Origin of the sequence: uncultured Senegalimassilia sp., assembly GCF_934630535.1 — a bacterium.
Classification (GTDB): domain Bacteria; phylum Actinomycetota; class Coriobacteriia; order Coriobacteriales; family Eggerthellaceae; genus Senegalimassilia.
The window spans coordinates 1-12,223 of sequence record NZ_CAKTVU010000004.1 but is presented as its reverse complement, the minus strand read 5'-3'; the positions used below and the strand labels follow the sequence as shown (position 1 = coordinate 12,223).

Below are 12,223 nucleotides of genomic sequence, written 5' to 3'. Positions count from 1 at the left end.
CCGCCGCCCGACCACGCATGCAACGCCGGAATCCGCACAAGCACCCCGATCAGAACAGGCTTTCCTGCGTGAATGCGTGGCAAAAAGAAGCCCGGTGAATCGGGCAAAGCCCATGCTCTTTGATAGCCTGGATATGCGCCGCGCTTGCGTATCCTTTGTTAGAAGAGAAATCGTACTCCGGGTATTGCCGAGCATACTCGCACATAAGCGCATCACGTTCGACCTTCGCCACAATGGAGGCGGCGGCGATGGAAGCGCACTTCCCATCGCCCTTCACCACGTTCACCTCGCGCGGGTCCATATGCAAGGGGTTGCCATCCAGCAACACCGTATCGGGCTTCACGCCAGCGGACTCCACCACTGCAAGAGCGCCCCGAAACGCCTTCAACAACGATGCCGTCATCCCATTGGCGTCGATATCCTCGGGTGAAACGTACTGTACCGTCCAGGCAACTGCTATCTCCTTGATACGACGCGCGATCGCCTCGCGCGACTCCGGTTTCACTTGCTTGGAATCGTTGAGTCCCGGGATATGCGGCTGTTCCGGCAGAACCACGGCGCCAACAGCCAACGGGCCCGCCAACGGGCCCCGGCCAACCTCGTCAAGGCCGACCACGATACCGCCGTGGGCGATATCGCTTTGGAACGAGTACATGCCCTCTAAACGCGCTGATTCCTGGGCCTCGGCGGCAAGTCGCCTTCGCGCCGATTCTACCGCCGCACGCACGCCCTTTCGCGTGTCTGCGACCAACGACCGCTCGAGAACGGCGAACTCGGCAGCATCGGCAGCTTGCAGCTTCGATTTGATCTCCGCAACCGTTGGACCCATGGTTTCCTCTCCCATATAACGCAAACGAACGCAAGACCGCTACCATCCCCTAACGCGCAAGCGGCCTATATCGAAATCGCAATCGAGAACGCACGATCGGGATGAGCACGAGCGCCCAACAACCACGTAGAACCCAAATCCCTCGGAGCTTTCCCGTTCGAGCAGATAAAGCCCTATCCAATGGATGCTCAGGCAGAACATGCATTCTCGAACCAAAAAGAACCCCTCCTCCAATCGGACGAGGGGTTCTTGAAGTCGCAAATGCCGAATGTCGGCTTAGCGGAAGGACTTCTCCTTGATCTTGGCGGCCTTGCCCACCTTGTCGCGGAGGTAGTACAGCTTGGCGCGACGGACGTCGCCCTTACGCGTGACCTCGATCTTGTCGATCTTCGGGGAATGCACCGGGAAGGTACGCTCAACGCCGATGGAGAAGCTGATCTTACGGACGGTGAACGTCTCGCGAACGCCATGACCGTGGCGACGGATCACGTCGCCCTGGAACACCTGGATACGCTCACGGTTACCCTCGGTGATGCGGTAGTGAACCTTGACGTTGTCGCCAACGTGGAATTCGGGAAGATCGGACTTGATCTGCTGCTGCTCGATTGCGCGAATGATATCCATTGCCTGTTCCTTCTTATATGTTCAGTAAAACCTTTACTTGTCACAAGACACGATTGGACAGTATACCGCCATTGCCCCTATCGTGCAAGCTTTTGGTCCGCTAGCTGCGAATTCCTTCGCAAACTATCCAAGTTCGGCCAGCTGAGTCTCAACGCGGGCGAGTTGATCTTCAATCTCGGCGAGCTTGGCGCGGTCCTTCTCCACGATTTCGGGAGCGGCCTTTGCCAAGAAGCCCGGATTGGACAGCTTCTTGGAGAACTTGGCGGCATCGCCCGCCAGCTTCTTCTGCTCCTTGGCAAGACGGCTGCGCTCGGCATCGAAATCGACCATGCCGGTGAGCACGCTGTACACCTCGGCGCCTTCGACCACCGCGGCAGCGCTTTCTGCGGGCTTGGACGCCCCGGCGGCAACCGTGAGCTTGGACACGCGGGCCATTGCCTCGATCTGAGAGGAAAGCTCCTCGAGCACGGCAACGTTCTCGGGCTGCGCGTTCACCGTGACGGCAAGCTCCTGCTTGGGGCTGATGCCATAGCGGGCGCGCGTGGAGCGCACAGCGCCCACAACGCCGCACAGCATACCGACCGCGCGCTCGGCGTCGGGATCGATCCAGGCCGCAAGCGTTTCAGGCTCGGGCCAAGCGGCGACCATCAGCGCGGGCTTCTCGCCTTCCGCCTTGGGCAGGTGCTCCCAAATGGCCTCGGTCACGAACGGCATGGCCGGATGCAGCAGACGAAGCGCGTTGTCCAGCACGAACACCAGATTGCGCTGCGTCTGCAGACGCTCCTCGCCTTCAGCGCGCAGGCTGGCCTTGGAGAACTCGATATACCAGTCGCAGAACTCGTTCCAGAAGAAGTTATGCAGCTCACGTGCAACCTCGCCGAACTGGTACGCTGTGATTCCCTCCGTGACCACCTTCGAGAGGCGTGCCAGGCGGCTGAAGATCCATGCATCGGCCTGCGTGCGCGCTACGGGCTTGCCGGGCGTGAAGCCCTCAAGGTTGCCCAACACGAAGCGGCTGGCGTTCCAGATCTTCGTGACGAACGAACGCGCCTGCTCGGTGCGCGGGCTATCGATAAGCTCGCGGGTCTTCTTGTCGATGTTGGCATCGAAGCGGACGTCCTGGTTGTTGGTGACGAGCGTCAGCAGGTTGAAGCGCATGGCGTCCGCACCGTACTTCTCGATAAGGTCCATGGGGTTGACGCCGTTGCCCTTGGACTTGGACATGCGGGTGCCGTCCTTGGCCAAGATGGTGGCGTAAATGACAACGTCATGGAACGGGATCTCATCAAGGAAGTACGTAGAGGCCATGATCATGCGCGCAACCCACAGCGCGATGATGTCACGCGCGGTGAACAAGGCCGCAGTGGGATGATGCCCCTTCAGAAGCTCCATGTTGTCGGGCCATCCCTGCGTGGCGAACGTCCACAGCTGGCTGGAGAACCAGGTATCGAGCACGTCCTCGTCCTGACGGACGTGATGACCGCCGCACTTCGGGCACACATCGACGTCTTCCATGAGCGCATCTTCCCAACCGCAATCCTCGCAGTAGAACACAGGGATGCGATGGCCCCACCACAGCTGGCGGGAGATGCACCAATCCTTGAGGTTCTCCATCCAGGTGAGGTAGGACTGCGTCCAGCGCTCGGGGTGGAACTTGATGTTGCCGGAGGTAACGGCCTCGGTGGCCGGGCCCTTCAGCTTATCGACGGCCACGAACCACTGCTCGGACAGCCACGGCTCCAACGCGGAGTCGCAGCGGTAGCAGTGCATGACCGAATGATGATGGTCCTCGACGTGATCGAGCAGGCCATGCTCCTCGAACCACGCCACCACGGCCTCGCGGCACTCCTCACGGCTCATGCCGGTGAACTGGCCATAGCCTTCCACAACATGCGCCGTCTCGTCGAAGATGTTGATCTTCTCCAAGCCGTGGCGCTCGCCCATGGCGAAGTCGTTGGGGTCGTGGGCGGGGGTGACCTTCACGAAACCGGAACCGAAGCCCGCGTCAACATAGAAATCGGAGAAGATGGGAATCTCGCGATCCATGATGGGCAGCATGACCTTCGCGCCCACGAACTTGTCCTTGTCGTGATCTTTCGGGGATACCGCAACGCCCGTGTCGCCGAGCATGGTTTCCGGACGAGTGGTGGCGACCACGATGTATTCCTGACCATCAATGGGCTCTACCAGCGGGTAGCGCAGATGCCACAGATGGCCGTCTTCCTCCTTGTACTCCGCCTCGTCGTCGGCGATGGCGGTGGTGCAATGCGGGCACCAGTTCACAATGCGCTTACCGCGATAGATCAGGTCGTCGTGATACCAATCGCAAAACACCTTGCGCACGCCCTTGGCGTAATCCTCGTCCATGGTGAAGTGCGGATCGGAGAAATCGACGGAGCAGCCCATGCGCTTGACCTGTTCAACGATGAACCCACCGTATTCGTTGGTCCAATCCCAGCACGCATCGATGAACTTGTCGCGGCCGATCTCGCGGCGCGAGATGCCCTCGGCGGCAAGCTTCTTGTCCACCTTGGTTTGGGTGGCGATGCCGGCATGGTCCGTACCAAGGATCCAACGCGTGGAAAGCCCGCGCATGCGATTGAAGCGAACGAAGGTATCCTGGATGGTGTCATCCATGGCATGGCCCATATGCAGCTTGCCCGTGACGTTCGGCGGCGGGATGGTCACCGTGCAATCGCCGACGCCGGCGCTGCGACGGTAGTAGTCGCCTTCAAGCCACTTGTCCAGCATGCGCTGCTCAACGGCGGCGGTATCGTAGGTTTTCGGCATTTCTTCCATATTAGACGCTCATTTCCGGTTGCTCGGGAATAGAGGCGATCACCGGGGTGGTCTCCCCCGTGATATCGGTGGCGCGAACCACCACCCTCGAAGCACCTTGGTGCTCCGGCAGGTCGTACATAACGTTTTGCAGCACGCGCTCGCAGATGCTGCGCAGGCCGCGAGCTCCCGTACCATGCTCTAAAGCCTCGCGGGCGATGGCACGAAGGGACTCGTCGGTAAACGAAAGTTCGGATTCCTCAAATTCGAACATGCGCTTATACTGCTTGACCAGCGCGTTCTTCGGCTCGGTCAAGATGCGCACCAAGTCATCCTCCGAAAGCTCGGACAAGCTGGTGACGACGGGGATGCGGCCGACGAATTCGGGGATCATACCGAACTTGTTCAGGTCCTCAGGCAGGACCTGGGCCAACAGCGCCGCATCGGCGTGCTTTTTCGACTCGGGCATATCGGCGTTGAAGCCCAGACCCGACTTGCCCACGCGCTCGGCGATGATGTCGGCCAAGCCCACGAACGCGCCGCCCAAGATGAACAGGATGTTGGTGGTGTCGATATGGATAAGCTCCTGCTGAGGATGCTTACGGCCACCCTGCGGCGGCACCGACGCCTCGGTACCCTCGACGATTTTGAGCAACGCCTGCTGAACGCCCTCGCCCGAAACATCGCGCGTGATGGACAAGTTCTCCGCCTTACGTGCTACCTTGTCGATCTCGTCGATGTAGATAATGCCGATCTCGGCCCGCTCGATATTGAAATCCGCGGCCGTGATCAGCTTGAGCAGGATGTTCTCAACGTCCTCGCCGACATAACCGGCCTCGGTGAGGGTGGTTGCATCAGCGATGGCGAACGGAACCTGCAGCGTACGGGCAAGCGTTTGCGCAAGCAGCGTTTTACCGGAGCCCGTCGGTCCCAACAGCATGATATTGGATTTCGCAAGCTCGACATCGCCTTCCTTGGCCTGCTCGCCAAGGCTGATGCGCTTGTAGTGGTTATACACCGCAACGGACAAAGCTCGTTTCACTGCCTCCTGCCCCACCACATGCTCCGACAGCTCGGCGTACAGCTCATGAGGCGTGGGCAGCTGCGAGAGCACGAGCTCGGGGCTTGGCGCACCCTGTTGCTCCATATGCGCCTCGACAACCCTGTCGCCGCCGGCCTCGCCCATAGGGGGCACCTGCAAACCCAGATCGCGCATCATGGCATCGGCGCATACGGAGATGCACTCGTCGCAGATATAGATGCCGTTCGGGCCCGAGATCATGGCCGCAACCTGATGCGGATGCTTGCCGCAGAATGCGCACACGATGTCCTTGGGGTCCTTGCCCGCGTATTGATCGTCGTGTCTATCGTTCATCGAGTTTATCGTTCCTATTCAGATTTGGCCATTGCCGCACGGGACGTGACGATACGGTCGACAAGGCCGTACTCGAGAGCCTGCTCGGCGGTCATATAGTTGTCACGCTCGGTGTCGCGCTGGATGGTATCAAGAGACTGGCCGGTGTTGTCAGCCAGGATCTTGTTCAGGCGCTGGCGGGTTTTCAGCATGAAATCGGCCACGATGGCGATCTCGGTCTGCTGGCCCTGGGCACCGCCGGAAGGCTGATGGATGAGCACCATGGAATTAGGCAGGCAAAGACGCTTGCCCTTCGCACCGTTGGACAGCAGCACAGCCGCCATGGAAGCGCACTCGCCCAGGCAGATGGTGGAGACGTCGCACTTGATGAAGTTCATGGTGTCGAGAATGCCCAGGCCGGCGGTCACGCTGCCGCCCGGGGAGTTGATGTAGAGGCTGATGTCCTTTTCAGGATCGGCCGATTCCAGATGAAGCAGCTGGGCGACCACGGAGTTGGCCACCTGATCGTCGATTTGCTCGCCCAAAAAGATGATGCGCTCGTTGAGCAGGCGGGAGTAGATATCGTAACTGCGCTCGCCACGCGGCGACTGCTCCACAACGTAGGGAATCAGAGCAGAATGTGGGTTGAAACTCATATAAGCCTCGCTTCTCTTGAAAAGCCGCCGCAGCGGCCAAAAGGTTTGATAGCTATAGTGCGGCAACATGGCCGCGCGCGCAAGCGCTATGACGCATTCATGCAGTAACCACAGCCCGCCCAGGCATGCACGCGATGACGCGCGCACCTCCTGGGCGGGCTGAAAGTGGCAAACAGCTTGTGCTATTCGGCGTCGTCGGCCTTGGCAGCCTTCTTAGCAGCCTTCTTGGCCGGCTTCTCGTCGTCAGCCTTCGGCTGGACCTCGGTGACTACCGCCTTGTCCATCAGGTCCATGACGGCCTTCGTGCGCAGCACACCCTCGCGCACCATGTGCAGCTGGCCGTTGTTGCGCCATTCCTCTTCCAGGGCAGCCGGATCCTCGACGCCGGACTTCACGAACTCCATGGTGACGTCCGCATCGGAGACCTGCATATCGAAGTGACGGGCCCAAGCGTCCAGAGCCAGGTCCTGCTTGACGTTATCGGCAGCCTGCAGCTTGATGTCGTCCTTGAAGCTCTCGGCCTTCATGCCCATCTGCTGCAGATAGGCGTCGAAGGACATGCCGGAAGCCTGCAGCTGCTGGAACAGCTCCTGCAGCAGGTTGGCCTCGGCGGCCTCGGCCATGGCAGCGGGCACCTCGACTTCCATGCGCTCGATGAGCTTGTTCAGGCAAGCGCGCTCCTTCAGGCCCGGCAGCATTGCCTTCTTCTGAGCGGTCAGGCTCTCGGCCAGACGGGTGCGCAGCTCCTCGACGTTCTCGAAGCCCAGCGTCTCCTTGACCCACTCATCGGTGACCTCGGGGAGGATCTTCTTGCGAACGGCCTTGACCTCGACGTCGAAGTGGATCTTCTCGGTCTTGTCCTTAAGTGCGCGCAGCAGCACGGGCGGGTTGGCCGGCATATCCAGATCGAACTCGGCGGTCTGACCCTTCTTCAGGCCCACCAGCTTCTCCTCGAACTCCTCGGGCAGAAGGCCGGCGCCCATGGTGTAGGGGCGCTCCTCGGTGGTCAGGCTCTCGATGTCCTCGCCCTTGTCGTCGGCGGCCTTCATGGCGATGGTCAGCTCGGAGTCGACCTTGACCTTGGTGTTGGCCGGGGCATCCTTGAACGTGAAGTAATGCTCGCGGAAGTGCTCGATCTGGTCCTCGACCTCCTCATCGGTGGCCTCTTCGCCGGGAAGCTCGATCTCGACGGGCTCGTAGCTGTCCAGTTCGACCTCGGGCTTGCACTCGATGGTGAAGGTGTAAGAGTACTCCTTGCCGTCCTCAACCAGGCCGGGCACCTCATCGAACTCGGGCTTGCTGATGGGGAACAGGCCCTTTTCGTCGATGGCGATAGGGGAAAGGCCGTTCACCACTTCATCGGCGACGGAAGCGCGGACGGCATCCTTGCCCAGCGCGTTGTCGATAATGGGACGCGGGGCCTTGCCCTTGCGGAATCCGGGGAAGTTGTACTTGTTAGCGAATTCCTTATACGTATTCTTGATACGGGCGTCGACGTCCTTGGCATCGAGGGTGATGGTCACCTTCGCGCGGTTGCCCTCAAGAGCCTCAACTTTAGTTTCCACGTAGCTATCCTCCATCGTTACTTGCTCACAGGTGCTATAGCGCACCGACCTGTTATTATGGCACATTCCCTCCGCTCGATAAAGCTGAGGTGGCGCGTTCACGAACGAACCACGGAAACACAGGGAACGCCTGCGCACCGGGACGTCGGAAAACCACCGCGCCGCTTGCCACATTTGCCTACCAAAACGAACCTGTTCAGGGTATCATAACTATGTCTGAAAACGCACACTCAACGCACCAGAGGAAATCATCATGGCTTCCATAGAACTGAACATCCTGCAAGAGCGGGAACTCGGCCGCTTGCTTGATTACGAACGCGCAACCTGCACCGTCGATGGCGAATTGGTTTATCGCTGCGCGTTCCCGTTACGCCCTGACGACGATCTGCAGCGCGAGCTCATCGAACGCGGGGCGCTTGCCAAACGCCCGGATGAACGTCGCGGCACCGTGGTCGCTATCACCACCGACGGCTATTCCTACTTCCCCGCAAAACGCAAGGAGCAAGAAGAGCGCAACCGGGATAAGCATCACGACACCCGTCTTGTGGGCCTTTCCGCTTGCTTCGCCGCCGCATGCGTGATCATCGGCTTTCTACTCGGCAGATTCGTGGGATAACCCGCAACCTATCTTCCGCAAAACTCCAGGGACGCTCAGGCGCCCCTTTTTTATTGCCCGCGCCTATGCCTCGTACAGCAAAATCGAACGCAGTCGATAACGCGTCTTAACGCGTGACCCTTCCCCGGTCCACGCTTCCCATGACCGTTTTCAGACCTTGGAAGCTTGCGGCATTCGCCAAGCAGCGCGCAGCCGCCATGTTCAACAACACCAATCCTCGCAAGCACACCTCGAACGCTGAGATGCCGAACGCAGAGCTCACCAGAACGCCGGACCAGCGCCAAACGCAAGGAAGGGGCGCGATTGCGTCCCTTCCTTGAAAATCGAAATATGCAAGCTACCGCTTAAGCCTATGCATCCGCACCGGGCTTGAACTCGCGACCCTCGCGGCGCCACTGCATGTACTCGGCGGAAGCCGCGAACAGCACGTCGGTGGAGGAGTTGATGGCGGTCTCCACGGAGTCTTGGATAACGCCGATGACGAAACCGATGCCGACGACCTGCATGGCGACATCGTTGCCGATGCCGAACAAGCTGCAGGCCAGCGGGATGAGCAGCAGGCTGCCGCCGGCGACACCGGAAGCGCCGCAAGCCGACACGGCGGAAAGCGCGCCCAGGATAACGGCGGTGCCGAAGCCCACCTGAATGCCCATGGTGTGCGCAGCCATCATCGCCATAAGGGAAATGGTAACTGCCGCGCCGCCCATGTTGATGGTGGCTCCCAAGGGGATGGACACGGAGTAATTGTCCTTGTTCAGACCCAGCTTCTTGCACAGCTCCATGTTCACGGGGATGTTAGCAGCGGAGCTGCGGGTGAAGAACGCCGTGACGCCGGAATCCTTCGTGCAGCGCCAAACCAGCGGATAGGGATTCTTACGGAAGCACGCGAACGCCAGAAGCGGGTTGGTCACGAAAGCGACCACGGCCATAGCCGCGAGCAGCACGAGCAAAAGCTGGCCGTACTCGGTGAAGATCTCAAGGCCGTTGGTGCTGACCGAGGTGTACACCAAGCCCATGATGCCGAAGGGCGCCAGGGAGATGATCCAACGCACAACCTGGGAAACCGCTTCGGAGATAGCCGCGAAGACGTCCTTCACGCCATCCTTCGCATGGCGCAGGGCAATGCCAAGAAGCACGGCCCAGGCAAGGATGCCCAGGTAATTAGCGTTGGTGAGGGCATCAACGGGATTGGAGGCGATGGACAGCAGAAGCTTGGAGAACACCGATCCGATATCGGAGGGAGCCGCGGAGGTGTCCTGCGCAGCGGCCAGGGTAAGCTCCACCGGGAACAGGGAGCTCATCAAAACGGCGACGAATGCCGCAATGAACGTAGCGGCCAGATACAAGATCACGACCACCTTCATGGCACCGGCGCCCTTGGCATTGGCAAGCGCGCTGATGACCAGGAAGAACACCAGGATGGGAGCCACGCCCTTCAGCGCGGAGACGAACAACGTGCCGAACATCTCGAGCACGTCGTTTCCCGGCCAGAACACACCCAGCACGGCACCGATGATCAGGCCGACAAGAATGCGCTTGATCAGGCTGATGTCGTTCCACTTCCGCCCGATCGCCTTCAGAGTTTCCATTTCAACCGTTCCTTCCCGCCTGCTTCCCCGCAAAAGGGAATGCAAGCTTCAGCATAAAGCAGCTGAGGGGAGCATGCATGCGTGCATGCTCCCCTCAAATGGTGCGGGCGAAAGGACTTGAACCTTCACGGGGGTTGCCCACCAGAACCTAAATCTGGCGCGTCTGCCAATTCCGCCACGCCCGCACGCCCTTGTGCGCCATTAGCGCCTTGTAATCATAGCAAAACTAGCGGCAGGAACGGGTCTTGATTAATCGGTTATCGCCCTAAACGGCGGATTTAACCGGATGGAAACACGCGATGCGCCAAGTATTTCAACGCATCGCGTGTCCCGAGAACCTATTCCTCCAGCATCGCGAAGTAATCGCTGCCCCGCTTTTCAACCTTGATATCGGCAAGCGATGCGACGTACTGCCGCATCTGAGCGAACCCATGGTCGCGCACCTTGAACGATTTGAACGTGCCGCGTACAAGCTTGGACAGGTCCGCAACGCCAACCCCGTCGATGCCCGCATGACGCACGGCATCGAAGATGAGCTGCTCGGGCGTTTGCCCATGAGCTTGCTCGGACTGTCGAGGCTGCGAAGACTTGCGACGCCTGCGAGCCTGATGAGGATCTCGAACCGGGGATTGGGCCGCATACCCTTCCCTATCCTCATCAGCGGGCGATTCGGCAGCGACGTCGGCCATGCGGCTTCCTTCAGGAGAATCGGCCATGGCCGATTCGGGTTCCGGTCCATCGGGTAAACCGCTGGCAGCAACCACGGCATCCGATCCCGCCGCATCAACGGGAGCGTCATCCGCCTGTCCATGCGAATCGTTCCCAGCCGCAACGGCATCCGCAGATGAAACCACTTGCTCGGCATCGGTGTCGTTCGCCACGATGAGCTCCGCATCAACGGACTCGTTGCCGGCAAGTTGCGCTCGATCTCCTACGCCGCCCGACCTGGACCGCGACCTGCGGGATCGAGACCTACGAGAGCGACGGGGCTTGTCGCCCTCCTGTACCTCAGACGCGCCCTGCTGCGTTTCGACGGCGTTGTCTTCGATCCGGCTTTCGGAATCCGCCGAAACCGCCGATCCCGTTTGCCCATCATCGCCGGATTGAGCGCCGGCGGACGCCGTGGGGCTTTCCGTCAGCTCCACCATCACGCTGTTGCCGTCCTTGGTGACCTGGACACTGGAGAATTCGCCGAGCAGCTTCGTGAGCTGATTGGTGCCATAGCTGCGCACGTCGAAATCTGGGTAGCGTTTGAGAAGACGGCTGCCGACCTCTCCAAGGCCCGTGGCTTTGCCGTTGTTCTGGTTATCCGTGACGATATCGGCCACGGCGCGCTCGACCTGCTCGATGCTCGGCCCGCTTCCCTGCCCTGCAGCCGAGGCGGTTTGACCTCGGTGCCCACGACGGGATGCTTTGCCGCTATCGCCTACAAGCAGCTCAAGCGTGGTAAAGATATCGCACGCTTTGCGAAACGGCACGGGAGTCTTCTTCTCGCCCATGCCGATGACGGTCAGTCCGCTTTCGCGAATGCGGCTAGCAAGACGCGTGAAGTCGCTATCGCTCGAAACGATGCAGAAACCCTCGACCGACCCGGTATACATGATGTCCATCGCGTCGATGATCATGGCAGAATCGGTGGCATTTTTGCCTGTGGTGTAGCTGAACTGTTGAATGGGCGTGATCGAGTTCTCAAGCAGCGCATCCTTCCATTTGGCGTGCAACGTGCTTGTCCAGTCACCGTAGATACGCTTGTACGTGATGGTGCCGTATTTCGATAGCTCATCGGTGATAGGTTTGATGTACTTCGCCGAAACGTTATCCGCATCGATGATGAGCGCGAACCGTTTCTCGGATGATTTGGAATCCAATATGTCTCCTTTTGGGATCTGCTCCCATGGGCATGATGTGTCGTAAATATTGTACGACAGCTCCGCAAGCACGAACCAATTGCGCGTTCTTGCACGCAGGAGGTTCAGGAAAAGAAAAAGCCCCGCTTTCGCAGGGCTTGAGTTCGCATGGTGGACTGTCGGGGACTCGAACCCCGGACCTTGGGATTAAGAGTCCCCTGCTCTACCAACTAAGCTAACAGTCCAAGAAAAAGAATATGTGAAGGTTCGCTTAACAAGCGTGTTTACATGGTGGACCGTCGGGGACTCGAACCCCGGACCTTGGGATTAAGAGTCCCCTGCTCTACCAACTAAGCTAACGGTCC

At 59.7% G+C, this 12,223-nt stretch carries 9 protein-coding genes and 3 tRNA genes; 1 reads left to right on the top strand and 11 read right to left on the bottom strand.

Annotated features, from left to right (window positions below; translation table 11 throughout):
- Window positions 1-49 precede the first annotated feature (49 nt).
- From Q0D52_RS03610 to tig, 6 genes are all read right to left on the bottom strand, one after another.
- Window positions 50-829, bottom strand: a complete 780-nt coding sequence (locus tag Q0D52_RS03610; RefSeq protein WP_294380203.1) for a ribonuclease HII — start codon at window positions 827-829, stop codon at window positions 50-52.
- Window positions 830-1,105: 276 nt separating this feature from the next.
- Window positions 1,106-1,453, bottom strand: a complete 348-nt coding sequence (gene rplS / locus Q0D52_RS03605) for a 50S ribosomal protein L19 (protein ID WP_042433961.1) — start codon at window positions 1,451-1,453, stop codon at window positions 1,106-1,108.
- A 123-nt stretch (window positions 1,454-1,576) separates the two neighbouring features.
- Complete coding sequence (locus tag Q0D52_RS03600; RefSeq protein WP_294380201.1) at window positions 1,577-4,252, bottom strand: valine--tRNA ligase; 2,676 nt, start codon at window positions 4,250-4,252, stop codon at window positions 1,577-1,579.
- A 1-nt stretch (window position 4,253) separates the two neighbouring features.
- On the bottom strand, window positions 4,254-5,606 hold the full coding sequence (gene clpX, locus Q0D52_RS03595) for an ATP-dependent Clp protease ATP-binding subunit ClpX (RefSeq protein ID WP_294380199.1): 1,353 nt from the start codon (window positions 5,604-5,606) through the stop codon (window positions 4,254-4,256).
- A gap of 14 nt (window positions 5,607-5,620) precedes the next feature.
- Entirely contained in the window at window positions 5,621-6,241 is a 621-nt protein-coding gene (locus Q0D52_RS03590) for an ATP-dependent Clp protease proteolytic subunit (RefSeq protein WP_042433952.1), read from the bottom strand.
- Between the two features lie 182 nt (window positions 6,242-6,423).
- Window positions 6,424-7,806, bottom strand: a complete 1,383-nt coding sequence (tig, locus tag Q0D52_RS03585; protein WP_294363031.1) for a trigger factor — start codon at window positions 7,804-7,806, stop codon at window positions 6,424-6,426.
- A 253-nt stretch (window positions 7,807-8,059) separates the two neighbouring features.
- Between tig and Q0D52_RS03580 the strand changes: the two genes are divergently transcribed.
- The gene (locus Q0D52_RS03580; protein ID WP_294363032.1) at window positions 8,060-8,422 is read left to right on the top strand and encodes a hypothetical protein; all 363 of its coding nucleotides are present in this window, start codon (window positions 8,060-8,062) and stop codon (window positions 8,420-8,422) included.
- A 350-nt stretch (window positions 8,423-8,772) separates the two neighbouring features.
- Here Q0D52_RS03580 and sstT read toward each other — a convergent pair whose 3' ends face one another.
- The 5 genes from sstT to Q0D52_RS03555 all read right to left on the bottom strand — a co-directional run bounded on the left by sstT (window position 8,773) and on the right by Q0D52_RS03555 (window position 12,223).
- Window positions 8,773-10,011 (bottom strand): serine/threonine transporter SstT, encoded by a 1,239-nt coding sequence (gene sstT / locus Q0D52_RS03575; RefSeq protein WP_294363034.1) that lies wholly within the window; start codon window positions 10,009-10,011, stop codon window positions 8,773-8,775.
- A gap of 99 nt (window positions 10,012-10,110) precedes the next feature.
- Window positions 10,111-10,196, bottom strand: a tRNA-Leu gene (locus Q0D52_RS03570).
- Between the two features lie 153 nt (window positions 10,197-10,349).
- Window positions 10,350-11,879, bottom strand: a complete 1,530-nt coding sequence (locus Q0D52_RS03565; RefSeq protein WP_294380196.1) for an NYN domain-containing protein — start codon at window positions 11,877-11,879, stop codon at window positions 10,350-10,352.
- Between the two features lie 148 nt (window positions 11,880-12,027).
- Window positions 12,028-12,103 (bottom strand) — tRNA-Lys (locus tag Q0D52_RS03560).
- Window positions 12,104-12,147: 44 nt separating this feature from the next.
- Window positions 12,148-12,223: transfer RNA gene (locus tag Q0D52_RS03555), tRNA-Lys, on the bottom strand.